Source organism: Bacillus sp. ISL-18 (assembly GCF_018613415.1).
GTDB lineage: Bacteria > Bacillota > Bacilli > Bacillales > Cytobacillaceae > Neobacillus.
The window spans coordinates 345,518-371,149 of sequence record NZ_JAGGQG010000002.1 but is presented as its reverse complement, the minus strand read 5'-3'; the positions used below and the strand labels follow the sequence as shown (position 1 = coordinate 371,149).

23 protein-coding genes and 2 pseudogenes are annotated in these 25,632 nt (G+C 37.6%); 7 read left to right on the top strand and 18 right to left on the bottom strand.

The window, feature by feature from the left end; all coding sequences use genetic code 11:
- Positions 1-84: 84 nt before the first annotated feature.
- From dctA to J7E81_RS01960, 4 genes are all read left to right on the top strand, one after another.
- Positions 85-1,338 carry a C4-dicarboxylate transporter DctA gene (gene dctA, locus J7E81_RS01975; RefSeq protein WP_215040436.1) on the top strand — a complete coding sequence of 418 codons (1,254 nt, stop codon included), beginning with the start codon at positions 85-87 and terminating at the stop codon, positions 1,336-1,338.
- A 112-nt stretch (positions 1,339-1,450) separates the two neighbouring features.
- Positions 1,451-2,125, top strand: a complete 675-nt coding sequence (locus J7E81_RS01970) for a response regulator (protein WP_215040435.1) — start codon at positions 1,451-1,453, stop codon at positions 2,123-2,125.
- A gap of 30 nt (positions 2,126-2,155) precedes the next feature.
- Positions 2,156-3,745, top strand: a complete 1,590-nt coding sequence (dcuS, locus tag J7E81_RS01965; protein WP_215040433.1) for a DcuS/MalK family sensor histidine kinase — start codon at positions 2,156-2,158, stop codon at positions 3,743-3,745.
- A gap of 87 nt (positions 3,746-3,832) precedes the next feature.
- Positions 3,833-5,230 carry an NAD-dependent malic enzyme gene (locus tag J7E81_RS01960; RefSeq protein ID WP_374103984.1) on the top strand — a complete coding sequence of 466 codons (1,398 nt, stop codon included), beginning with the start codon at positions 3,833-3,835 and terminating at the stop codon, positions 5,228-5,230.
- 114 nt (positions 5,231-5,344) lie between these two features.
- Here the strand turns inward: J7E81_RS01960 and J7E81_RS01955 are convergent, their stop codons facing one another.
- From J7E81_RS01955 to J7E81_RS01945, 3 genes are all read right to left on the bottom strand, one after another.
- Positions 5,345-8,155, bottom strand: a complete 2,811-nt coding sequence (locus J7E81_RS01955) for an alpha-L-rhamnosidase (RefSeq protein WP_215040431.1) — start codon at positions 8,153-8,155, stop codon at positions 5,345-5,347.
- Between the two features lie 172 nt (positions 8,156-8,327).
- Positions 8,328-9,599, bottom strand: a complete 1,272-nt coding sequence (locus J7E81_RS01950; RefSeq protein WP_215040430.1) for an MFS transporter — start codon at positions 9,597-9,599, stop codon at positions 8,328-8,330.
- A 284-nt stretch (positions 9,600-9,883) separates the two neighbouring features.
- Positions 9,884-10,642, bottom strand: coding sequence for an SDR family oxidoreductase (locus J7E81_RS01945; RefSeq protein ID WP_215040429.1), 759 nt, complete (start codon positions 10,640-10,642; stop codon positions 9,884-9,886).
- 183 nt (positions 10,643-10,825) lie between these two features.
- Here J7E81_RS01945 and J7E81_RS01940 point away from each other — a divergent pair, with 183 nt between their 5' ends.
- Complete coding sequence (locus J7E81_RS01940) at positions 10,826-11,380, top strand: TetR/AcrR family transcriptional regulator (protein ID WP_215040428.1); 555 nt, start codon at positions 10,826-10,828, stop codon at positions 11,378-11,380.
- A 219-nt stretch (positions 11,381-11,599) separates the two neighbouring features.
- Here J7E81_RS01940 and J7E81_RS01935 read toward each other — a convergent pair whose 3' ends face one another.
- The 4 genes from J7E81_RS01935 to J7E81_RS01920 all read right to left on the bottom strand — a co-directional run bounded on the left by J7E81_RS01935 (position 11,600) and on the right by J7E81_RS01920 (position 14,391).
- Entirely contained in the window at positions 11,600-11,788 is a 189-nt protein-coding gene (locus tag J7E81_RS01935; RefSeq protein WP_215040427.1) for a hypothetical protein, read from the bottom strand.
- Between the two features lie 180 nt (positions 11,789-11,968).
- Positions 11,969-12,151 carry a hypothetical protein gene (locus J7E81_RS01930; protein WP_215040426.1) on the bottom strand — a complete coding sequence of 61 codons (183 nt, stop codon included), beginning with the start codon at positions 12,149-12,151 and terminating at the stop codon, positions 11,969-11,971.
- A gap of 219 nt (positions 12,152-12,370) precedes the next feature.
- On the bottom strand, positions 12,371-13,324 hold the full coding sequence (locus J7E81_RS01925) for an alpha/beta hydrolase (RefSeq protein WP_215040425.1): 954 nt from the start codon (positions 13,322-13,324) through the stop codon (positions 12,371-12,373).
- A gap of 38 nt (positions 13,325-13,362) precedes the next feature.
- Positions 13,363-14,391, bottom strand: coding sequence for a quercetin 2,3-dioxygenase (locus J7E81_RS01920; RefSeq protein WP_215040424.1), 1,029 nt, complete (start codon positions 14,389-14,391; stop codon positions 13,363-13,365).
- A gap of 201 nt (positions 14,392-14,592) precedes the next feature.
- On the opposite strand from J7E81_RS01920, the gene J7E81_RS01915 reads away from it, so the two are divergent.
- Positions 14,593-15,519 (top strand): LysR family transcriptional regulator, encoded by a 927-nt coding sequence (locus tag J7E81_RS01915; protein WP_215040423.1) that lies wholly within the window; start codon positions 14,593-14,595, stop codon positions 15,517-15,519.
- A gap of 40 nt (positions 15,520-15,559) precedes the next feature.
- On the opposite strand, the gene J7E81_RS01910 is transcribed toward J7E81_RS01915, so the two are convergent.
- From J7E81_RS01910 to J7E81_RS01900, 3 genes and pseudogenes are all read right to left on the bottom strand, one after another.
- On the bottom strand, positions 15,560-15,982 hold the full coding sequence (locus J7E81_RS01910) for a YfmQ family protein (protein WP_215040422.1): 423 nt from the start codon (positions 15,980-15,982) through the stop codon (positions 15,560-15,562).
- 82 nt (positions 15,983-16,064) lie between these two features.
- A pseudogene (locus J7E81_RS01905) lies at positions 16,065-16,271 on the bottom strand (aminomethyltransferase beta-barrel domain-containing protein); the annotation flags it as partial.
- A gap of 45 nt (positions 16,272-16,316) precedes the next feature.
- Entirely contained in the window at positions 16,317-16,763 is a 447-nt protein-coding gene (locus J7E81_RS01900; protein WP_215040419.1) for an Lrp/AsnC family transcriptional regulator, read from the bottom strand.
- A gap of 118 nt (positions 16,764-16,881) precedes the next feature.
- Here J7E81_RS01900 and J7E81_RS01895 point away from each other — a divergent pair, with 118 nt between their 5' ends.
- Positions 16,882-17,448 (top strand): cysteine hydrolase family protein, encoded by a 567-nt coding sequence (locus J7E81_RS01895; RefSeq protein WP_215040417.1) that lies wholly within the window; start codon positions 16,882-16,884, stop codon positions 17,446-17,448.
- Between the two features lie 804 nt (positions 17,449-18,252).
- On the opposite strand, the gene J7E81_RS01885 is transcribed toward J7E81_RS01895, so the two are convergent.
- The 8 genes and pseudogenes from J7E81_RS01885 to J7E81_RS01850 form a co-directional block, all read right to left on the bottom strand.
- Positions 18,253-18,606 carry a TlpA disulfide reductase family protein gene (locus tag J7E81_RS01885; protein ID WP_251028454.1) on the bottom strand — a complete coding sequence of 118 codons (354 nt, stop codon included), beginning with the start codon at positions 18,604-18,606 and terminating at the stop codon, positions 18,253-18,255.
- 391 nt (positions 18,607-18,997) lie between these two features.
- Positions 18,998-19,273: an HPr family phosphocarrier protein gene (locus J7E81_RS01880; RefSeq protein WP_215040413.1), complete on the bottom strand. Its 276-nt coding sequence runs from the start codon at positions 19,271-19,273 to the stop codon at positions 18,998-19,000.
- Positions 19,274-19,343: 70 nt separating this feature from the next.
- On the bottom strand, positions 19,344-20,756 hold the full coding sequence (locus tag J7E81_RS01875; protein WP_215040411.1) for an MFS transporter: 1,413 nt from the start codon (positions 20,754-20,756) through the stop codon (positions 19,344-19,346).
- A gap of 97 nt (positions 20,757-20,853) precedes the next feature.
- Positions 20,854-21,444, bottom strand: a pseudogene (locus J7E81_RS01870) (nitrite reductase).
- A 180-nt stretch (positions 21,445-21,624) separates the two neighbouring features.
- Positions 21,625-22,458 carry a hypothetical protein gene (locus J7E81_RS01865; protein ID WP_215040409.1) on the bottom strand — a complete coding sequence of 278 codons (834 nt, stop codon included), beginning with the start codon at positions 22,456-22,458 and terminating at the stop codon, positions 21,625-21,627.
- A 20-nt stretch (positions 22,459-22,478) separates the two neighbouring features.
- The gene (locus tag J7E81_RS01860) at positions 22,479-24,902 is read right to left on the bottom strand and encodes a heavy metal translocating P-type ATPase (RefSeq protein WP_215040407.1); all 2,424 of its coding nucleotides are present in this window, start codon (positions 24,900-24,902) and stop codon (positions 22,479-22,481) included.
- Positions 24,903-24,987: 85 nt separating this feature from the next.
- The gene (gene copZ, locus J7E81_RS01855) at positions 24,988-25,194 is read right to left on the bottom strand and encodes a copper chaperone CopZ (RefSeq protein WP_215040406.1); all 207 of its coding nucleotides are present in this window, start codon (positions 25,192-25,194) and stop codon (positions 24,988-24,990) included.
- 16 nt (positions 25,195-25,210) lie between these two features.
- Complete coding sequence (locus J7E81_RS01850; protein ID WP_251028395.1) at positions 25,211-25,531, bottom strand: metal-sensitive transcriptional regulator; 321 nt, start codon at positions 25,529-25,531, stop codon at positions 25,211-25,213.
- Between the last annotated feature and the right edge of the window lie 101 nt (positions 25,532-25,632).

The window sequence follows — 25,632 nt, the reverse complement described above, 5'->3', positions numbered from 1 at the left end:
CTATACTTTCAATTAGAGTTTACATCTTAGTTTAATTGACTTTTGTAAGTGTTTACATTTTTATTATTATAGGAGGTTTGTTAAATGAAAATTAATTTTAAAGGTCTCACAACACAGGTTGTAATCGCAATCATTCTTGGTATTATTTTTGGTGCTATATTTCCAAAAGCAGGTGCTGATTTAAAAGTTTTATCGGATATCTTCGTCAAAATGATTAAAATGGTGATTGCACCAATCATCTTCTTAACGATCGTCGTCGGAATTGCTGGCATGGGGGATATGAAAAAAGTCGGCAGAATCGGTGGAAAAGCTTTACTATACTTTGAAATCGTTTCCACTATTTCGTTGGCGATTGGGATACTCTTTGCTACCATTTTCAAACCCGGTTCAGGTGTAAATGCTCACAGTGCAAAAGGGGACATTACCCAATTCACGAAACAAGCAGCCGAAGGAAGTCATAGTTTCTTGGATTTTATCATGGGAATTATTCCCGATAATTTTCTGGGTGCAATGGTAAATGGGCAGCTGTTACCGATTCTCTTTTTAGCTGTTTTATTCGGAATTGCTTTATCTGGCCTCGGTGAACATGGAAAAGTCGTCCTTAACCTGTTCGAGAAATTGTCGGATACTTTCTTCCGGATTGTAAATCTTATTATGTACTATTCACCAATTGCAGCCTTTGGTGCGATTTCCTATACAATTGGCGAATTCGGTATTGGTTCCCTCGTGTCTCTTGGAAAATTGTTCGGGTTAACTGTTTTAGCGATGGTAGTGTTTATTGTTGTGGTGTTAGGCAGCATTGCTAAGTTCTATCGATTTAATATCTTTCAATTTATTAATTATATTAAAGATGAAATCTTCTTGGTCCTAGGAACATCTTCATCAGAATCCGCTCTTCCTAAAATGGTGGAGAAGCTGGAGAAATACGGCTGCTCCAAGTCGGTTGTTGGCCTAGTTGTTCCTACTGGATACTCCTTTAATTTAGACGGAACATCAATCTATCTTTCTATGGCTGCTCTATTTATTGCTCAGGCATTTGGGGTTCATTTAAGCTTTGGTCAGGAAGCTACACTACTTGGTGTTTTAATGCTTACTTCAAAAGGTGCTGCTGGTGTAACAGGTTCCGGTTTTGTCACCTTAGCAGCAACACTAGCTGCATTCCCAAGCGTGCCTGTTGAAGGAATTGCCCTTCTTCTAGGGGTTGACCGCTTTATGTCAACTGCTCGTGCTTTAACAAATCTAATTGGCAACGGGGTGGCCACAGTGGTTGTATCGAAAATGGAAAATGAATTCGATGAGAATGGTACGGCTAAGCAATCTATTAGTCAAACAGCCTAACCTCCTGCAAAACTAGAAAAAAGTCTTCAGCCACGAAAATCGTGGCTGTTTCTTTGAGGATAGGAAAAAAAGTAGGTTATAATGGTAGAAAAGATATCTAAGGAGAAAAGTCATGGAGCCAATCAAAGTCTTGATTGTCGAGGACGACCCGATGGTCATGGAAATTAATGCTCAATTCGTTTCCAAGCTTCCTGGCTTTAAATTAGCTGGAAAAGCTTTCACTGGTAAAGAAGCCATTTACTGCATCAACAAAGAAAAGCCTAATCTCGTTTTACTAGATTTCTTTTTACCAGACACAAATGGACTTACTTTGTTACAAACCATTAGAAATAACCATTATCCTTTAGACGTCATACTCTTAACAGCCAATCGCGATCCACAGCATATTCAGGAGATTTTTCGGGCAGGTGTAATGGATTATATTGTAAAACCATTCCGATTTGACCGTTTTCAAACAGCACTTGAGCAATATCGGCAAACATTTAAAAAATACAAGGAAAATAAGCCCTTTGAGCAAGCAGATTTGGATGCGTTGATGGGAGTTAAACTCACAGGAGACGAGTCTGAATATTTGCCAAAAGGGCTAAATGACAGAACCCTCCAGCAAATAGTACAATTTTTAAAAAGACAAGCCGAACCTCTTTCATCTGAAGATGTGGCCGCAGGAATTGGCTTAGCACGTGTTACTGTTCGCCGTTATTTGGATTATCTAGAGAAAAAAGGTCAGATTGTAATGGAAATTCAATATGGTTCCGTTGGCCGTCCAATGAATAAGTACAGGTTATAGCCTTTAAATAAAAAGAAAAGAGGTGTTCCTGTGCGAAATAAAAGACCTAAGTTTCGTCTTCAAACGACTATAACCATTTTAGTCTGCGGGGTTGTGGCTCTAGCTTTATTTGTCACCGATTTACTTATAAGTAATGAAATTGGACAAACAACTGAAAAAAATCAAACAGAAAAAGCAATGAATATTGCAAGAATGATTGCTCATTCTCCCCTTGTATTGGAAGCGCTGCAACAAAAAAAGGATGAGCCTGCTATTCAGAAATATTCAAACGAAATGGTAAAAATCACTAACGTTGAATTTATTGTTGTTATGGATATGAATGGGATTCGGAAATCTCATCCTAGCCCAGATAAAATCGGTCAACGATTTGTTGGTGGTGATGAAGGCCCTGTTCTCCATGGTCATGAGAAGACTTCCATTGCCAAAGGAACATTAGGGTATTCTTTAAGGGCCTTTACTCCAGTGTTCTCAGACAATGGAAAACAAATCGGCGCTGTTGCAGTGGGGATTTCTCTCAACAAGGTCAAACAGGATGTTAAAAATAGCAAAAAAATCATTTATCTTGCTGTTATTTTTGGCGTTATAATAGGAGTAATTGGCGCTATTATTCTAGCAAAAAAAATAAAGAGAAGTATGTTTGGTCTTGAACCGTTTGAAATTGGAAAATTACTTGAAGAGCGAAGTGCCATGCTTCAATCTACTAAAGAAGGAATTCTAGCTGTTGACCAAGAGGCCCGTATTACCCTCATTAATAATGAAGCGCTTCGTTTATTTGATGAAGCGGGAATCAAAGACAATCCTGTTGGCCGCTTAGTTGATCAATACCTGCCTCAACTTCAATTGAAAAATGTCTTGGAGACAGGAAAACCAAGACTAAACCTAGAAATTGATTTATCAGGTATTACCCTTTTCGCAAACCAATTACCGATTTTTGTTGGTAATCAGATGGTTGGTGTCATTACTACTTTTCGAAATAAAACCGAAATTAATAAGCTAGCAGAGGAATTAACTGGGATTAAGCTCTATGCTGAAGCCTTAAGGGCACAGTCCCATGAATTTATGAACAAGCTTCACGTTGTTTTAGGATTAGTTCACCTCCAGCAATATGGAAAACTTGCCGATTATATTGACCAGATCTCCGATCATCTTCAAAATGAAGTCGGTTATATTGTCAATAAAATAAAGGATCCCGCTCTAGCAGGGTTCATTCTTGGAAAAATGAGCTATGCGAGAGAAATTGGTGCAGATCTTATTTTTTCAGTTGAAGATATTTTACCAGAACCTTCTTTGCCTGAAATCACTCATGAATTAATCACGATTATCGGAAATTTAACTGATAATGCTTTAGAATCTCTTTCAGGCCAAGAGAATAAAAAGGTATTTATCCACTTTGACTATTACGATCATGAGCTTTTAATTGAGGTAGCCGATACTGGTCCTGGGATAGACAAGGATATGGTTGAACAGGTATTTTTGAAAGGGTTTTCTACAAAAGGGAATGATCGAGGGATTGGATTATCTCTAGTTAAATCCAGCTTAGAAAAGCTAAACGGCCAAATTGAACTGTCAGCAGAGGCAGGTAAAGGAACGAGATTTACTGTTACTCTCCCCTACTACTAAAGGGAGAATTAACGATTATATAAAATATATGAATTTAGGGAGTGGGTTAATTTGTCAATCGGAACTGGTACGAGTACACACATTATTATGCGCTTACAGTTGGATGTTGAAGTTTTTTCATTCGCTGACATTGCCAGCTGCATCAGTAATGCAGGCGGCGATATCATTGGGGTCGATGTGATTTCATCAAATAAAACACATACGATACGCGACATAACCGTCAATGTCCATGGACTAAAACATAGCCAGCTTCTTGGAGAATTGATTGCCAAGCTTAAAGGCGTCAAGGTAATCCAAATCTCCGATCGTACCTTCCTCATGCATCTAGGCGGAAAAATTGAGACAGCGCTTAAAACTAGGATTAAAAATCGTGAGGATTTGGCAAGGGTCTATACTCCTGGTGTCGCTAATGTCTGCACGGCAATTGCAGAGGAACCAGAGAAAGCCTACTCTTTAACAATCAAGCGGAACACCATTGCGGTCATTTCAGATGGTACGGCCGTCCTTGGTCTCGGTAATATTGGACCAGCTGCAGCAATGCCAGTGATGGAAGGAAAGTCCATGCTTTTTAAGCAATTAGCAAATGTTGACTCCTTTCCAATCTGCCTTGATACAGAAGATACGGAAGAAATAATCCGTACCATTAAAACGATTGCGCCTGCTTTTGGAGGAATCAATTTAGAGGATATTTCAGCACCAAGGTGTTTCGAAATAGAAGAAAGATTAAAGAAAGAGCTTGATATCCCAGTTTTTCATGATGATCAGCATGGAACAGCAGTTGTTCTACTTGCCGGGCTGTTAAATGCGCTAAGAATCACTAACAAAAACATTGAAGATATCAAAGTCGTCTTCACCGGAATTGGAGCAGCTGGAATTGCCTGCACAAAAATCCTCCTGTCCGCAGGGGTCCGCAATATAATTGGTGTTGACAGAAATGGTGCTATTCACCGTGATGTTCATTATGACAATAAGTATTGGAATCACTATGCTGAGATAACCAATCCGGATAATCTTAAAGGCTCATTATCCGAAGTTATTGAAGGAGCTGACGTATTTATCGGTGTATCAGCACCTGGAATCTTAACGGTGGAAGATATTAAAAACATGGCAAAGGATCCAATCGTGTTCGCCATGGCAAACCCAGAACCTGAAATCGATCCTGAAATAGCGGAACCCTTCGTAAGGGTCTTAGCTACTGGCCGATCTGATTATCCAAATCAAATCAATAATGTTCTTTGTTTCCCAGGAATTTTCCGCGGTGCCCTCGACTGTCGTGCTAGTGAAATTAATGAAGCTATGAAGGTCGCTGCCGCTAAAGCCATTGCTTCTGTTGTGACGGACGAGGAACTGAGTGAATCGTATATTATTCCGAGTGTTTTCAATGAAAGAGTAGTAGAAAAAGTTCGTGCTGCTGTTGTCAAAGCCGCCCATGAAACAGGTGTCGCACGGAAAGAGCTTCGGGCAGCAAATTTAGTCAACGGTTAAGCCATAAATAACCTATTATTCTATAGTAGAGTTAAGGGACCACTTATGATAAAGGCGGTCCCTTTTGCTTTCTACTATACTTGGTTCCAAGTTTTAACTCACTAACCGTTTATTTTACAAAATTAAATTTAATTGGTATTCAATATTAATCTTCCCGGAGGGTGCAGTGAATTCAACTCTTCTTTCCTTTTCATCATATTGATAATTTGAATATTCCATCTCAGTCACATAATCATTTAGTTCCTGAAGGCAGCCGGGATCTACATTTGTTAGTGAAATAACAGCAATTGTATTAGCTGGTACCAAGACCTGTAAGATCATTTTCTTTTCTTCTTGTATATCCCATTTCACCTTAATATCACCATAAATGGATTCAAATTGGGTTTCAGCATATTTTAATCTGTCATCATAATGCGGCTCGACCTTAAACTTACTGTATCCTGGGTCAATTGGAGTTAAACCGCCAATATGACGGATGAGCCAATCCCCGATACAACCGAATGCGTAGTGATTAAATGAAAAGGCACCGACTTTCCCATCTGGTTTAATCGCTTCCCATGATTCCCAAATGGTTGTTGCCCCATTTTCCACTTCATATAGCCAAGATGGGCAGGCAGTTTGGAAGAGCAGCTTATAGGCGATTTCCTCGTAGCCGTTCTTACATAAAACATCCATAATAAAAGGAACTGATAAAAATCCTGTATCGATTTTATAATCATTTTTCTCGATTAACACTATTAATCTTTTTACTGCTTTTTTCTTTTTCTCTCCTGAGAGTAGGTTAAATGCAAGAGCAATTGTGTATACGCCTTGGTAATCTGCTGTCATTAGCCCTGACTCGTTTACATAGGCCATTCCAAATGCTTCCTTCACCTTAGCATGAAGGTTATCGTAATAATCAGCCTTGTCTTGTTTTCCAATAATCTTAGCTATTTCAGCTAATAAACCAGCTGAATGCGCATAAAAGGCTGTCGCAATCGGATCCTTTGTTGCAACCGCAGAAGCAATCGGTCCTTGTGGTTCTTGACCAAGCATAAAACTAGGAATCATCCAGTCTCCAAAATGGAACTTTGTATCCCATAAGTATTTAGTATAATCATTTTCAGCATTTTCTTTGTTCTCCGCTGCACTTTTTTGGACATAATCAAGCCATTTTTCCATCGCTTGGAAGGATTGTTCAAGGATCCGTTTATCTCCGTACCTCTGAAAAAGTACCCAAGGAACAATCAAAATGGCATCCCCCCAGCCTGCTGAGGAAATGGTTCCCGTAAATTTCTTATCGTTCCAGATATCCTTTGGTGCAGGGCAGTAATTTAGAATTTCACCTTCTGCGGTTTGTTCCAGCTGCAAATTCCACAGCCATCTTGTCAGAAAGGCTTGAACATCCATATTAAAGGCAGCCGTTGGAGCAAAAACCTGGATGTCACCGGTCCAGCCTGCTTTTTCGCGCTGCGGACAGTCTGTTGGAATCGATAGCATATTGCCTTTTTGGCTCCATTGAATATTTTTCCAGAGTCGATTAATCTCTGGATCAGATGTTGTGAACTGACCTGTGAGCTTCATATCTGAATATAAAACAATTGCTGTTATATCCTCTGGTTGAAGTACAGAATGGTAGCCTGATAGACGAACATAACGGAAACCATGGAAAGTGAATGTTGGCTCGAAAACTTCTCCATTTTCACCGCTTGTTACATAATAATCGGTTTGGTCCTTATTTCTTCCTACTATATTATTAAAAAACTCTCCATTTTCATTTAAGACTTCACTATGTTCAAATTTAAGTTCCTGTCCGCTTGGACCATGTACATGGAGCCGGATTCGTCCGGCAATAACTTGGCCAAAGTCGATAATATAAGCCTGGGTTTGATCCCTCCAAATATTAATCGAGGGCAGAGATTTAACCGGTTTTACGAATTCACCATATTGGGCTCGTAAGTTATTAAACTTATAGCCAACGACTGTAACGAGCGCCCATTCATCGGATAACTCATCATATCCTGGCTGGTCCCATCCGGTCTTTTCAAGATTTTTATCCTGTTTTTCGCCAATAAAAAGATCACTGTAAACATAGTGACTATTTGATGATACAAAGGAATCGTCTGTTGCAATGATTTGTTTTGTTTGGTCAGAATAAGTGATCTCCAATTGAGCTAACAGCCCTAATCTATTTCCAAATTGGGCGCTTCCTCCTGGAACACTGATTCTTCCTGCATACCAGCCGTCTGCAAGAATGACGCCCAATACATTTTCACCTTCTCGAAAAAAGGGCAAAACATCGTAAGTCTGGTACTGCAAGTAGTTGGAATAGGATGTATAATCAGGTGTGAATTCTGCACCGGTAATTTTTTGACCATTAATTTTAGCATGATAAAGACCATGAGCCGTAATGTAAAGGCGGGCCTTCTCTATTTTCTTTTGGTCGATCTGGAAGGATTTACGAACCAATTTAGGTGGATGCAATCTCTGTTCCGGTGAAGGCTGGTCCGCCTTCTTCTTTTTAATGAACATGTCCTCTAAGGTCAGTTCCGGTTCTTCGATTACATTTTCTTGCTGTGGCTCAATCCATTTCGCAATCCATTCACTCTCGTGTAAAAGCCCCATTTCCCATTGACCTTCATTGCTCCAAGCCGATTCCTCGCCATTAGAACACCAAACACGGACTTTCCAGGTGTAGATGGCTTTACTCTTCAATAGGGGACCCTCGTATGCGATGTTCACTGAAACTTGTGAATGTATTTTATTAGAATCCCAAATCAACCTTTTAATCTCAGAGGATTCTTTTTCAAACACATTAATTTGATAGGCAGACTGGAAAACTCCTTTATTTTCACTTTCTAGTATCCAGCTAAACCGTGGGTGTAAGATGTCCGTTCCAAACAGACTTTCTTGATTTTCGATTGTTAATTTGATGACCTGTACCAAGTTATTTCCTCCTTAAATTCCGTCGACTTCTCATGTTGTTAACAATTAGAGGCGTTAAGAATAATTCAAAAAGAATCGTTGCCGCTGCGATGATCATTAAGGTAATACTCATCTGAAACCTCCCACAAATATGGATAAAATCCACGCTAGTCACAGCGAGGATTTATCCATCTTATTGAGCCAATTCAATATTAGCTGGATCTTTTCTTTCCAATTCAGGGATTGGTTTAACCATGACTCCAGCTAGAATTCCAAAGACGGCCAGAACTCCAAAGAACAGTGGATAACCTCCTGCCGCAACAATTGGGCTTGCTGCTGAGTTAGCAAGCGATCCGCCAATATCATTGGCAATGTTAACGATTCCCATATCTTTTGCTGCATCTTCAGGATGTGGCAGGACTCTTGACATAAGGGCAATATCTACTGCTAGGAACATTCCAAAGCCAAGGGAAATGATTGAACCACAAACATAGGAAATGCCGATACTTGGAGCAAAGCCATAGCCTAAAATCCCAACTGCCGTTACCACTGCGGCAAGAAAGACAAATGGTTTTTGACGGCCAAATTTATCAGAAAGACTACCACCGATGATACTGGCGATTGCTAAGATTGGAATCGTTATATTCATGCTAGTCGAAACAATTCCGGCTAGATCTTGCTGCGATACATGAAAATGCTCTAGGTAATAAACACTAGTAAAAGAAGAAGCTGTATAGGCAATCCCCATGAAAAATCTTGTTAACATTCCAAAGGTGAAATTTGGATATTTTCTAGGACTTGGATAAATCCGAGACATTTTTTCTCCGAATGATAATGCATTGTTGTTTCCACGTTCTTTTTGATACTCTACCTTATCTTCCTTTATCAATAAACTAGTAATAATGGCAAAAACAACACAAATCATTCCAAGTAATAAAAATTTCTTTTCGATCGCCAAGCTATTTAAAATAAACATTAAGTTAATTCCAAACATAATGGCAAGTGGACTGACAAGACCATATATTCCTGAAGCAGTACCACGCTTATTTTCCGGAACTTGGTCAGGAATCAATGCGGTTAGAGCCGTACTCATAAAACTTAACAAGAGTTTAGCTAAAGCCCAAAACAATAAGACCACGGTAAAAGATTTAGCAGATCCAACTCCATAAAGTGCAGCCGCTCCACCTATTGAGCCAATTAAAATCCAAGGACGTCTGCGTCCTAATTTCCATGTAGTTCTATCGCTAATCACGCCAGCCAAATATTGACTAAAAATACCAATAATACCGGTTGTTAAACCAATTATACTGAAGTTCTTGGTAACGTTTGCTGGATCGAGCATGGCCAGCTTTACAGTGAGCAGGAAGGCTATTGGTGTAATAAGAGCAAGATTATAACCAAAGCTACCAATCGAAATACCAGTGATTAAACGAGGAAAAGGTGTTTTGATTGCATTCGAATTCATTGTTCAACCTTCTTTCCTTTTATTATTTGAAAGCGCTTCTATCCCTAGTTTAAGGGAGTTGTTATTAGTTAACTATAGCCATATGCGACATATTTCCTATCCATTTCAAACATAAGTTGTTAAAAAAGTCTGAATTTCGCTTTTAATAGTTACCTGCTTAATGATTGTCCCATGGGAATAGTTCCGATTTGGAATAATATATAAAAAAACCACGCAGGTAAAAGCGTGGTTTGCATAACTTTCAAATAAATTCCGATGGTATTATCACTTTAACAATGCATAAATTAATAAGCTGTCCAACCTGCATCCCCCCTAATTACGGTTCCATTCACAAAGCTTGATTCATCAGAGGCAAGAAAAAGTGCTATATTTGCAATGTCTTCTGGTTTACCTACACGTGGATTGATCGCTAATCCTGCTTGAATGCGTCCTATACCAAATTCGTTAATACCCGTCATCGATGAACCAATGTTTGTTTCAACTCCACCTGGGGCAATGGCATTGCAACGAATACCTTTTGTTGCGTACATAAATCCAGTATTTTTTGTAAAACCAACAACGGCGTGCTTTGAAGCTGTATAAGCAGCACCTGCTCTAGCACCTTGAAGTCCGCCAGCTGACGCCACATTAATAATAACACCAGATTGTTTTTCTAAAAAGATTGGTAAAGCTTTACGTGTTGTTCGCATGACACTCGTCGTATTTATAGCAAAAACTCTCTCCCACTTATCATCTTCAATATCACCCGCAGGTTCAAAGTTATCCATGATTCCTGCATTGTTGACTAGGATGTCTAATGTTCCAAAGGTATCAACTGCAGTATTAATAAGGTTTTGAATATCATCTTCTTTCGCAACATTGGCCAAAACCGCGATTGCCTGTCCACCATTAGAATTTATGTCTTCCACTGTCGAATTTGCTGCTTCTATGTTAATATCAGAAACTACTACTTTTGCCCCTTCTTTTGTAAAAGAATTCGCAATTGCTTTTCCCATTCCTGAACCTGCTCCAGTTACCACCGCTACCTTATTTTGAAGTCTCATATAAATCCCTCCACTCACTTATAATATTCAGTTTTATTCAACATTTGTTTATTAACATATGTATAGTATAATAGTTGTTAATTAATCGGTTCAATCAGCAAATAAGCTTGTAAATGTTTATTAATCAACATAAATAGGTTCATATGAGTGTTAAAAATTATTAATGAACATTGGAGGAGTTATATGTCTATTAATTATTTTGACAGAAGAATTATTAAATCAAAGAAGGCTATGAAGGACGCCTTGGTATCATTAATGCAAGAGAAAGATTTCAAGGATATAACCATATCGGATATTGTGGTATCAGCTGATTTGAACCGAGGGACCTTTTATAAGCATTATCAGTATAAAGAGGACATATTGAATGAAATAATTGATGAAGTAATTACTAATTTAATCGAATCCTACCGTGAACCATATAAAAACATTGATATGTTTGAGGTGAATAACCTGACAACTTCGGCGATTAAGATTTTTGATCATGTTAGTAAATATGCCAATTTCTATTCACTTATTTTTCAATCCGATACATTAAATGGATTTGAACGTAAGCTCTGTGCTGTATTAAAGGATCTTGCCTTGAATGACTTAATTGATTGTTCCCCTAATAGGTCTATTAACCCAGAATTGTATGCCAGTTATCAAGCATATGCTATATTAGGGCTAATCATAGAATGGGTCACAGGTGGATTTAAATATAGTTCAAGTTATATGGCGGAACAATTACTAGAAATTTAAAAACATAATCAAATAAATTCTTTAGTTAAAATTAAACAATAAGGCCGAATAACATACCACTTAGATTCGTAAAAAAACTTCAAATAATAGACAAAAGGCAACCAAATGTGTCGATTAGGTTGCCTTTGTCGAATTCTTTGATAGTTGAACAGGATTTAGTGATAACTATAGGATAATTCTATTTGAGCAACTAAATTACACAGTGTTGATCTAGAATCTCTAAGTTACTCGAATTTTACCCACTCTTCTATTCAGATTAAAATCTTTATTATTTAGTGTTCTTTGGGATTTAGGAGTATCAGGAAATGATATGAGACCAGCCTTCATCAGGGCATATCCAATAAAGGTAGCAAAGATTGTACTTCCGATCAGAAACCAGATGAATCTTCTGCCAACATTGTGTAACATAATTTCACCCCTTTAACCTCTTATTAATGATAAATATGATGAAATCATCTTTTTTATGAAAATTCCACACAATTATCTGTGTGGATTTAGCCAAACATTTGATATGGATTAAAAAGAGTTTATCTAAAGTACAATGAATAAATCTCTAATTCTTTTACGCTTTGAAATTGCAATTTAATTTCATGCTTCCCAGAAGGGCCTTGGAAGGAAGAAGCAGCATTCCCCCTCTTCTAAGGTGATACTTCCGGCTGCCTGCTTCTCATAATCTAGATAAATATAAATTTCACCACTACCGCTAGCTTCTATTACATGTGCTTCTGGGTCAGGAATTGTAAGTCTGATGGTAAAACTGGATTGTGGCAATCTTTATATTCTTTCATAAAATTTCACTCTCCAAAAAATTCATATAGAAAAATAAAAATGCGTATCTGACGGTCAAATGAAAACGCTTGTACTTTTAGTTTATATGAGTCTCTTCCTGATCACCATAGCGATATCTGACAAAAAACTATCCATTTCAAACAAGAAAAAAGAGCCACCGATGGCCCTTCGTTTAATTATAGAAATTTTAAACATATTTTATTATGAAAGATGTGTTCGGAAAAACTCCTCGATTTTATCAAAAATGAAAAGAGTCATTTCTTCAGAAGTCTCCTCTTCCCCATTCAATGAAGCATGATAGCCCGCTGCCCTTGGACCACTTTCATCTAAATTTGTACGATTCAGAAATCCATGGCCGAGCCCTTTTATTAGATAAAGAGATACATCATTCTCTTTATCTGCTAATTCCTGATATAATAACCTACTTTGATGTGCAGGTACAGCTACATCACTTAAACCATGCATAATTAGAAATGGCGGCAGCCCTGCTTTTACATACGTCAACGGATTGGCTTCCTTTACACTTTCCGGACATGTTAATATTGGTGCTCCTAAAAACAACGATTCAAACGAATCAGGATCGGAGGTTTTTTTATCTTTCGGAATTTGGACTGATTCAGGGTCTTCTTCAATAATCCCATCTAATTCCCGTTGTTCATCGATTTTGAGAAAATCAACTGGACCATAACCGATTACCACAGCTTGAACGTCACTTTTCTTCTCAGGATAGAGAGGATTTTCTCCGATAAATTCGTTAGGTTCAGTTGCTGCGGCAAGCGCAGCAAGATGCCCTCCTGCCGATGAACCCCAGAGTCCTAGTTTATTACGGTCTAAACTATACTCCCCTGCGATGGTTTTAACCCATCTAACGGCTGTTTTTACATCCTGAATTTGTGCTGGAAAAATTACTTCATCACTTAATCGGTAATCAATACTTACCATCGCATAGCCCTTACTGGTAAAAAAACGGGTAAAATCAGGACCCAATTTTCGATCCCCAAAGCGCCATCCCCCGCCATGGAGCCAAATAATCACAGGCAGAGGTTCATTTTTCCCCTTGGGTAAATATAAATCAGCGAATAACTGTCTTCCATTTATCTCCGCATAAACGAGATCTGTTATGATTTCAACAGAATGAACGACTAACTTTTCCAATGAGATTCCTCCAAACCGAAAATAATGTTCTTGTCACTTTAATCTTTTTCTGGACGACCGCCAAGTACTTTGAGGTCAAGAATATCTAAATTTTGCAGTACTCGATCAAAACGGAGTGAAGCCGGCTCGCTCGGGAATATATATTCATCATAAACATCTCCAAGAGTACGGAAAAATGGCTCGAATAGACCAGTGGCGAGGATACCAATCATTTTTGTGTAATGAGAATCCATTCGATAAGAATGAACGGTGTTAGCAGGCACGTGAAGAATATCACCAGGGTGTAGAACCACTTCTTCTCCGATTGCCCACAATGTAACTTGGCCTTCAATACAGAAGAAAATTTCCGTATGCTCTTCATGATAATGTTCAGGAATCGCTTCACCTTTCGGACCTTCTGAAACAACAAAAATAAATTCACCATTAGAATTGGCTTGAGTGGTCATCAAGGTATGAAGTTGATCCCCTGTAACTAAGCGAATCCCCTCTCCTGTTTCAAGGACATATGGCGCAGCTTCCTCAGATACTTCCCCATTTTCTACAAGTTGTGATGGACCAAGATCTTGATGTTCAAAGAAAAACTCTACATCTGCTGAAAGTGAGGCTGCCTTAAATTTCTCAAAGGATGGTTCATTCACGGCTTTTGGAGGGTGAACAAACTTGTCGTAAGGCTCACCAATAATGGAATAAAGTTGTGACACCGCTCCTTTTGAAGTAAAAGATAAAACCTGAGTTCGATGGCTGAGCATTTTATAGCTGTGTTCCGTACCAGCAGGAATATAAGCATAGTTTCCTTCTGTCAGTAAATATTTTTTATTAGCAATCGCAAGCTCAAGCCGCCCATGAAGGATGTAAATTCCTTCATGACTATGTAAATGTTTATGCGATGGGAATGAGTCTCCCTTTCCTCCTGAAAGAATGACCATTTCAACTAAGTTTTCCGTACTCTTTCCACTCGCAATAATAGTAGCCAATTGTCTGCCAAATAGATAACGATCTCCTTCTCCATTTCTTAACAAATAAGGAATCTTATGATTTGGCAGGTTATTGGTAAACAAATTACTCATTGTGATCCTCCTTTATTTTTAACTTTAATAATCTAGTTAATTATTAAGTTACCTTTTCCATATCGCTAACTTCAAAACATAGTATATGTTAGAATGACACGAGAGAGAAATATAACTAATCGTTCACAGTTATCCCTTTTTTTCATATAGGTAATTAGTCTACAGTACATAATCATCAAGAAAGGAGCTTTTGCCTAGCTTATGGATCTTAAACAATTACGATACTTTGTCTCCGTCGCGGAACGGTTGAATTTTACCGAGGCAGCAGCGGAACATTTTGTTGTTCAATCAGCTATTAGTAAACAAATCGCTAATCTTGAAGAACTTATTGGAGTTCAATTATTTATAAGAAATAGAAGAACTGTCCAATTAACGAAGGCTGGATCCCAATTATTAAAAGATGCCAAAAACGTTATAGCCCATTATGAAGAAGCGATCAGTAATGCCAGACTTAGAGGAAGCGGATTGTCGGGAAGAATAAAAATTGGGTATTTGGGACTTGAGAAACTCTTTTTACCAAGATTAATTCATCAATTTACCAAGAAATATCCGGATACTAACATTGAGTTAATTCAATACACGCGGGATACACTTAATGCCTCCTTAAAACTAGGAGAAATTGATATTGGTTTTACTCTATCGTTAACAATTGAAAAATTCCCCGAAATTATCTCTAGGAAAATATCCAAAATCCCCATTAAAGTTGTTATGAATAGTGAACATCCTCTTGCGAATCATAGAAAAATTAGTATAACTTCGATTGCCTCTGAGCCGATCATCGTTATTAATCCAGAAGTGTCCCCAGATGGATTCAAACATATTTCGGAACTCTTTATTAAGTATGGTATCTCTCCAAACATCATACAGGAATGTTCTCACTTTGAAACCGTGTTACTCATGGTTGAAGCCGGTATTGGTATTTCCATTCTTCCCGTTGCAATGGTCAATCCCCCTCCAACACTTCGTTTTATTGAACTAGAAGAAAAAATAGAGGAAATTGATTTCATTATTGCCTGGAATAAAAATAATCTTAATCCTTTAATCTCTTTATTTACTAAGGAATTTGAGTACTTTATAAATAGACACGAAGATGGACTCATTTTTAAAACTAAAAAATCCACACCCTAAAAAGCGTGGATTTTCTTCATCCCCTGTGTAATGTCAGTGGCTACGACAGTTTTTGAAGGTTTTCGGAAAGCAAACTATATGCCACCAATTTCTTTTTATACTGTTTAACAACATCGACGCGGTCATTGTATCTATACAATAATAACCTAACATCTTTTTTTCCTATTTTAGTATCAATAACTATGGGTGTTTCACTATCCTCCAGACTTAAAAAAGCATCTTCTGTTCCCGGGAATATATAGTGTTTCTTTGTAAAAATTGCCTCATTAAAATCATTAATCACTTTGATTTTATCTTCAACTTCAAGTTGTTTTCCGTCAATGGTTAAAGTGATATTTTCGACATTAAGTTTTGAATGAGTCTCAAATTTCTTCATTAACCATTCGACTGTACCGGTTGGAAGACAAGTTACTAATATTTTAAGAAGACTTATAAGAATGATTGAAATTATTGTCCATGTCATAAACATCATCTCCTAATTAAATTACTTTTGTAAAATTTTAATAAAATCATAACAGGAGACCGTTTTTAGTTTCGATTCTTCTTCACCCTAAATACGTTAATTGTTTGTCGCCACGATATACTTGGTTAATCGTTCCTCCACCGAGGCATTCTTCTCCCTGATAGAAGACAACTGCTTGTCCAGGCGTTATGGACCGAATGGATTCGTGGAAAGTGACTTTAACTTTGGAATCATTCAATCGTTTTACCATTACTTGATTGTCCTGTTGGCGAAAACGGAATTTTGCTGTTTTTATCATTCAGTTGGTTGGTTTTCATATTAACGGAGCAAACATTTATTGTAATGTGCTAGTCCAAGAGTGTTGTTGTTTAATCTCTTGTATGGACAGATTTAAACTATAGTTCCCATGATCGAGAAGTTTATTAAGAATTTGATTCAATTGTTCTTGGGATTTAACTTTTAGTTTTAAATGGTAACAGCCTTGCCCAGATACTCGGTGAGCTTCAACTACCTCTTTTCGATCTTTAATAAACCAAATAAAAGCATCATGATTTGCTGATTTCATATGAACAATGACAAACGCTGTAAAGATCAGCCCCAACTTCATTTCATCGATTATTAGTGAGTAGGCTTTAATGACACCACTATCTTCAAGTTTTCTAATACGGTTTCCTACTGCCTGACCCGTCATATGAATTTTTTCGCCTAAGTCCTTCCATTGGACACGTGAATTTTCGGTTAGTAACCGGAGAATCTGAAAATCAATTTGATCGATATCCATTATAAATTCCTTTCACCGTGAAATCATTTAATCAAAAAGTGTTTCATCAAAGTATCGATAAAAATCAAGATATTATTTATTATTTTATTGTACTTAATCTTTAAATGAGGTGAAACAAATGAGCACAGCTTTAATCATTGTCGATATTCAAAATGACTATTTTCCAAATGGAAAGATGGAATTAAGCAACCCTGAAAAAGCAGCCGCTAATGCTGCAAAAGTTCTTGAATGGTTTAGACAGAATAACAAAGATCATATTTTTCATGTCCAGCATATCGCAATTAACCCAGAGTTAGGTTTCTTTCTTCCAGATACCGAGGGAGTTCAACTACATGAAAGTGTTCTACCATTAGAACACGAAAGTCTTATTAGAAAACATTTTCCTAACAGCTTTTTAAAGACTGAATTAGAAAGCAAATTAAAAGAAAAAGGAGTAACCAAGGTAGTGGTTGTAGGTATGATGACACATATGTGTATTGATGCAACTGTTAGAGCTGCAGTGGATTTAGGCTTTGAAACCACACTTATAGAAGATGCATGTGCAACAAGGGACTTATCTTATCAAGATAAGGTCGTACCAGCTGAACAGGTTCACTATGCGTTTGTCAGTGCACTTAACGGTATCTATGCTAATATAATTACGACCGACGAATTCCTGCAGCAAAAAGTTAAAACTACCTCGTAGAACCAATAAATATAAACGGGAGTTTGTTTTAATAACAAGCTCCCTTTTTGCTGGCTAAATTTGGCCGCATTGATACTCGTTAATTAGTTGCGAGTTTCATATGTTTATTTGCTGAACATTTCCTCAAAAAAATGCTGTATTTGGGAACCCCATATAGTTATGTATGTCATTTTATTAAAAAATATCATTAATCCAATGAGAATCATTAAAACGCCACCGATTTTCATTAGTAACGCTGAATATTTTAATATTATTTTTGTCTTGCTGATGAAAAACGCCATTATTATAAATGGGATGCAGAACCCCAATGAATAGGCAGCAATATTAAAAAAGGTTTGAGTAGGATACATAATATTAGCATACATAATTGCCCCAAAAATAGGTCCAATGCAAGGGGACCACCCTGCCCCAAAAATAATTCCCACAATAACTGAATTTAAAAATCCCACTGTCTTTTTGGTATATTGGAAGCGGTGCTCTTTCATTAAAAAACTTGGTAAATGCTAATAATCCCCCTGCAATGCGACCCATATTGTAATTTCAGTCAATAAATCTCCCCCTATAATCCTATTATTTCTAAACATAAACTGCTTAAACTAATGGTGATATACACTTTAAATTGATTATGGGTAATCGTATCCGGAATTGTCGATAATCCAAAGATGCCTATTTTTTCTCCTTCTCTTCTCCCGCCTTTACTTGGTTTTGAACGTATTATATAGTCAGATGAATCCCGAAACAAGTATGCACTTTCTTGACGCATACTATCGATGACGATAGTGAAATTATGAAAGAATCCGACTTTTATTCAATACTGTTGATTAGTTCAGTCATCCTTTCTTTATCCATTGGACCTACGATTCTTTTTCGGATAATCCCTTTCGTATCAATGATATAACTAGTAGGAATAGTTAAGGCCTGATATGTATCTCCTATCAATCCATCATGATCCAATAAAACAGGGAAGGTTAAATCATAATCCTGAACAAATGGTTTAATATTAGAAACATCTTTTTCCGCAGTCGTTAAATTCACTGCTAGGATTTCTATATTTTTTCCTTTTTGGGATTGATAAAATTCCTGCATATGAGGCATTTCCGCTTTACATGGGGGACACCAAGTCGCCCATAAATTCAAGATCACTTTCTTACCTTGCATATCTGACAATTTTACATTTGGGCCATCTAAGGTCTAATTAAAAATTTGGCGCTCTATCCCCTTCTTCAATCCCAAGAACCTCAGACTTATTACTAATAGATTGAGTCTCCTGAATGGCTTTTTCTTTGTTTCTTTGATGTTGAAGCAGAATCATAAATTGCCCAACCAATCATTCCAACTAATCCAATAACCACTAGTATTCTTTTGTACTATAATTCACTCCTCTAGACAATAAATGCTGATTTATAGTACTTATCTTTTGCATTTGTCCCGTAAACGAAAGAGAAGTGGCAGATAAAAGATTAATTGATTTATTGTCAGATAGTCTATTTTTAGGATTTTTAGATACATCTAAGCCTGTGTTACCCCAATTCCACTTATGTTGTTCATCCTACAAACTAATTAATTTCATTTTACTAAAATGATCGTCTATTAATTGTAAAGCTTGATCCTCATCAATCCCTTCAGCCCTGATAATAAATTGAGCACCAGGTATAATTCCCAAGGACATAACATCCATTATCGAATCGAGTGAGTAATTTAATTCAACAGAAATCCCCTTATATTCAAGAACTAGTTTTGATAAATATTTATTAGAAATACCTATTAACATTCTTGCTGGACGGGCAAATCCCGTACTCGATAAAATATATTGTCTTTCAATCATTGTTCACCTACTCCTAATACAATATCCCTAAAAACAAATAGGAAATGAGATTATTTGTAATTTTCGATTCTCACTGCTTGGGTGAACGGATAAACAGAAGGGCTAATACTGCGCCACCAAAAGCCTCCATACCGGACCAGAAAAATGCTTGTTGATAGCCTTCATTAAGACTTACTGCTATCGCTCCTGTAACACTAGCTGTTGCTGCCGCTGCAACCGAAACCATAATCGCTAAACCAACTGCAGATCCAACCTGATAGGTCGTATTATACAGGCCTGATGCAAGACCAGAATCCTCTGATTTTGACTCTGCCACAGCGGCTGTCGTTGCTGGCAGATAGGTAAGAGCATTCCCAAGTGCTGCTAATACCAGTGGGACAAATACATCACCCCAATAAGTTCCATCCACTGTATTACCTGAAAATAATAGTCCTGCAATACCGAGTATGATAAATCCGATCATCATTGTTATTTTCATACCCAATTTATTCATAACCCTTTCAGCTAGAACAATCATGAATATAGCCATCAGAATCGGCGCCGGTAGCATACCCATTGCCGCTTTAAAAGGTTCAAATTTCAATACTTGTTGCACGTATAAAATAAGGAAATAAACTAAAGGGAACCAAGATGCCGATAATAAAATAAGCGAAATGTTCCCTGCTGCCAAATTGGGAGTCTTAAAGATGCTAAGCGGAACTAATGGCTCTTTCCTAAACACTTGAATAAGGATAAAGATGATGAATAAAACAATACCAAGTCCTAAAGGTAATACAGTTGAAAGTGCTTGCCAGCCATTATGTTCTACATTTACGATACCAAAAACAATTAAAACGAGTGCTGTTGTAACAGCAATAGCACCTGCATAATCAATACGGCCTGTTTTTGGCATGCCTTTTTGTAGAAGCTTTGGTGCTAATAGTAAAACGATCATACCGACAGGAACGTAAAATAGTAAAGTCCATCGCCAACTAAGTAATTGCGTCAAAACACCTCCAAGAACGATACCAATCGCACCGCCTGCTGCACCAGAAAGCCCCCAGATTGCAAGTGCCTTCCCCATTTCTTGCTTATTGGCAGAAAATAAAATCATAACAATTGAAAGTGCTGATGGTGCAATTAAAGCCGATCCAACACCCTGGATTGCTCTTCCTATGTTCAATGACATTTCATTCCAAGCTAATCCAGCTAATAAAGACGAAACAGTTAAGATTGAAACACCCCACATAAAAATGCGTCGGTGACCAAACAAATCAGATAGTTTTCCTCCTAAAAGTAGTAATCCCCCAAACATAATAAGAAAGGCATTCATAACCCATTGTAAATTCGCCTCTGTATATCCAAGTGCACCTTTAATAGATGGTAAGGCAACTTGAACAACAGCTGAATCCATCATTACTATAAAATTTGCAAATCCCAATAAAGCCAATGCCTTCCAACGATTCGGGTCAGCGTGTAAAATCGTTTGTGACTTTGTAGACACAATAAAACCTCCTCAAAATTTAAAATTAGATACGTAGTTTAGAACAGTGATATGAACATTGATAACTGCGATCAAGGTCTCAGGAATTTTTGTTAACTTATAATTGTTCTCTATCTATTCGCTTCAAAAATTTATTGAATGTCTCCCGCTTTTTACCCATTTGTGAATATACAGTAATAATCTTTTCTACCATATCTTACAAATCCTCTGGTGTAAGATCCTCCATCAGCAAGGAACCAACTTCAGCGTCTTTGCCTTTTGCTTTTCCTCCAACATATAAATTGTAGTAATCTATAACTTTCATAATACCTATGTCGCTTAACATGGGTTCACCACAGCCTACGGGACACCCTGTGTAAGCAATCTTTAGGGTAAACAGTACGGCTTTCCCTGCTATTCGGCGATTTAATTCTTTCGCCACTAGCATTCCTTCCTCCTCTTCCCCTTTACAAAAATTACAGGTTCTCAAACTCTTTACGTAGTTTCCAACTGGATAACAGGCTAAGCCAACACTTTCGAATTCTTTTATGATTTCTTCCTTTTTATCTTCTGAAATTACTAAATAGAGTTGTTGGAATGTTGTTAACTCAAGTTCATCATCTTCTTTCATATATTTCGAAAGCGTTATAAGTTGCTTTGAATTGAGTTTAGCCCCAAATCCTATTCCGCCATTTACGGCGATTTTAATTTTTTTAAACTATTCATCATATACTTTCTCCCTTTTGTCTATTCATTTACTATACGCCGGTAAGGTATATGAATGTTGAAATGATACACCTGGCGCTACATAATGCGTCAGGAACTATCGGCTTTTAATGTTTGAAATTGTCTGAAATTTTATCCGCATTTTATTTCACCATATTCTTTATTATTTAACTTCTATAACAAATGGGTAGATATTGACCTGTCCGTGAAACTTGAATTCAGCCCAAAGCTTATAAATCCCCGGTTTATCAAATTGTGTATCAAATACAGTTTGATCATTCGAAACTGGATGGACGTGTATATATTTCTCTCCTGCTTCGTCCAGGATGACCACATGACCTAATGCACCTAAATACTCTTCAGGTTTCTCACCCTTTACATTAAAATTCAGGGTAATCTCTTTGTTGACTTCAAAGGAATGAGGGGTTAATTCAACTGTTTGACCGTTTAGTGTCTTGGTAAAATCTTTATCAGTAATAAGCTTGTTTTCTCCATGTACATGATGCGTTGCACCAACCTGCAGCTCAATAGGTCTTACCGCATATTGAAGCCCTTTTGGGTTGATATCAACAAAAGCTTTATAAGAATTATCTGCCAAACTTATCTTTACTTGATATATTCCATCGCCCTTTTTTTCTGGATGTAAATGATGGTACTCTTTTAAATTTGAGCTAACGACAATCAAATGCATATATTTTTCATGAGAGACTTCCAGTTCCGGAGCATGATTATTATGATCTTTTAATTCAATTGTGATTACCCCATTTGCATAGGATACTTTGGGTGTAATCTCACTGGTAGTGTTTGAACCATGATTCCCGTGCTCTTGATCACTATATTGATGATTCATGCTTTCTTCCCCCTGTTCAGTAGTAGTTGTATGATGATCGTGTTCCTCTGATTTTGGATTGTTATTGGCATACACACTATAACCTGCAATGACTACTCCAAGATAAAGAATAGCCGAAACAGCCCAGATTATTATACCTTTTTTCATATAAGCATCCTCCTCTCCATTTAAGCCTTTAACTTAATCCTTTGAAGTCTTAGTGCATTGAGAACAACTGATACGGAGCTAAATGCCATCGCTGCCCCTGCTAACCACGGTGCCAAGAAACCTGCTGCTGCGATTGGAATTCCTATGACGTTATATGCCAGTGCCCAGAACAGATTTTGCTTAATATTTGTGATTGTCTTCTTACTCATGAAAATCGCGTCCGCAATACTAGTTAAATCGCCGCGAATAAGAGTAATATCTGCTGCTTCCATTGCCACATCCGTACCTGTACCGATTGCCATCCCGATATCAGCTGTCGCAAGTGCCGGAGCGTCATTTATTCCATCCCCTACCATAGCCACTTTTTTACCTGCTTGCTGAAGCTTTTTCACTTCTTCGGCCTTTCCTTCGGGTAAAACTTCTGCAATGACTTTCTTAATTCCCACTTGGGCTGCAATGGCTTGGGCTGTTTGAGTATTATCCCCTGTTATCATTACTACTTCAAAGGCCATTTTGTGTAATCGAGCAATCGCTTCTTTCGATGTATCCTTAATGGTGTCGGCAACGGCAACCATCCCTGCATAGCACCCATCGATGGCTACTAACATCGCTGTTTTCCCTTGCTTCTCCAAGCTCTCCATATTGGCTAGTACAACGTGAACATTAACACTATATTTCGCCATGAGTCTACGTGTCCCGATTAATAACTGCTTACCATTTACCGTTGATTGGATACCAAAACCAGGAATCGCTTCAAAGGTATCAGATGAGCCAAGGTTCATTCCTTTTTCCTTTATACCTTCCACAATTGCCTCGGCAAGTGGATGCTCTGAGTTTCTCTCAGCCGTACCAACCAGCATTAGAAATTCCCTTTCATCCATACCTTCTGCTAAAATAACATCGGTTAAAGATGGTTTTCCGTTTGTAACTGTACCAGTTTTATCCAAAATAATCGTATCTAAGCGATGAGTGGTTTCAAGGTGTTCTCCGCCTTTAAACAAAATTCCAAATTCGGCTGCACGACCCGAGCCCGCCATAATTGAAGTTGGTGTTGCCAAACCAAGTGCACAAGGACAAGCGATAACTAATACCGCAATAAATTTCTCAAGAGCGTCCGCAAAATCGCCAGGATTTACTGCGAAATACCATACAAGGAACGTGACAATAGCGATTCCTACTACGATCGGCACAAATATTCCTGAAATCACGTCAGCTAAGCGTTGGATCGGTGCTTTAGAACCTTGTGCTTCTTCAACCACCTTAATAATTTGAGCTAACGCTGTATCTTTTCCAACTTTTGTTGCTTTAATTTTCAGGAATCCATTTTTATTAATCGTTGAACCAATAACGTGATCTCCAATCGTTTTATCAATCGGAATACTTTCTCCCGTTAACATCGATTCATCAACGGCTGACCTGCCTTCAACAATTTCACCATCAACCGGCACCTTTTCACCTGGTTTGACATAAACAATATCCCCTTCTAAAACGTCTTCGATTGGGATTATCATTTCTTGACCATCACGAAAAACGGTTGCGTTTTTCGCCTGTAGTCCCATTAATTTCTTAATCGCCTCAGATGAACGTCCTTTAGCCTTTGCTTCAAACAATTTCCCTAAAAGTATTAAGGTAATCAAAACAGCACTTGTTTCATAGTAGAGTTCTAACATATGAGCGCCGGATCCAATGGAGGTAATACTTAAATATAAACTATAGAAATAGGCTGCTGATGTACCAAGTGCAACAAGCACATCCATATTGGCACTCTTGTTCCTTAACGCCTTATAGGCTCCTACATAAAACTGTTTACCAACTACAAATTGAACGGGTGTAGCAAGCGCTAATTGAACCCAAGGATTCATTAACATATCTGGCAGCCAAATAAACCGTGTAAATTCAAAGTGGCTAACCATCGCCCACAATAGTGGGAATGACAGGATAAGAGAGAAAATAAACTTACCTTGCTGCTTTTCAATTTCCTTTTGACGATGGTCAACCTGCCCTTCTGTATTTTCTTTCTTTTGTTCAAGGGAATATCCTAACTTTTTAATAGCCTCTTTCATTTCAGGAACAGAGACTTGTTGTGGGTTATACTCCACAAGGACTGTCTCTAGCGCGAAGTTGACATTGGCTTTTTCTATTCCATCTAATTTGTTCAATCTTTTTTCCACTTTATTTGCACAAGCTGCACAGGTCATTCCTGTAACATCAAATTCCGCCTTTTCCTTTACAACATCATAGCCTAAATCCTGAATTTTCTTTTGGAAAGTGTATTCAGATGCAACATCAGGGTCATATTTTATGGTGGACTTTTCAAGTGCTAAATTAACATTCGCCTCTTTTACACCATCCATTTTTTTAAGCCCTTTTTCAATTCTCGAAGCACATGCCGCACAGGTCATTCCTGTAATTTGAAAAACGGTTTCTTTTATATCATTACTCATCAATATTCACCTCTTTTATACGGATGGGGGGTATACTTTGTCGTTAAAGATAACGTGCCTTTTTAGTGCACGTTATCTTTACAATCTATTCAACATCATAGCCCTGGTCATCAATTGTTTCTTTGATCTTGCTTAAGGGAACTTCAGCAGGGTTAAATTCTACATCTACATTTCCTGCTTCCAATTGAACTTTTACCGATTTAACACCTTGTAACTCTCCGACGCTTCCTTCAATCGATTTTACACAATGGCCACAAGACATTCCAGTAACCTTTAAAGTAACCTTTTCCATCAATAATCACTCCTATTTATTTTTTCATTAACTTTTCTATTGTCAAAAGAACCTCGTCTAAAACCTCTGTATCACCCTCGTTTATTCGTTCCAATACACAGGTTTTTAAATGTCCATCTAGAAGAAGTTTTGCCACACTATTTAAAGCAGACTGTGTAGCAGAAATTTGTGTTATAACATCATCGCAATAAGTATCTTTTTCAATTAATCCTTTTATTCCGCGGATTTGACCTTCAATTCTGTTTAAACGAGTAACTAAATTTTTCTTTACTTTATCAGAATGATGACTCTTTCTTTCTTCAGGAAGATGACAACTATGATTCATGTTTTCATCCATTTATCCTCACCTCCATCTTCAATTTACTATACCCCCCTATAGTATGTCAAGAGGTTTAAAATAGTTCTTAAATTAATTTCTAATATAGAAAAAGAAAGGTC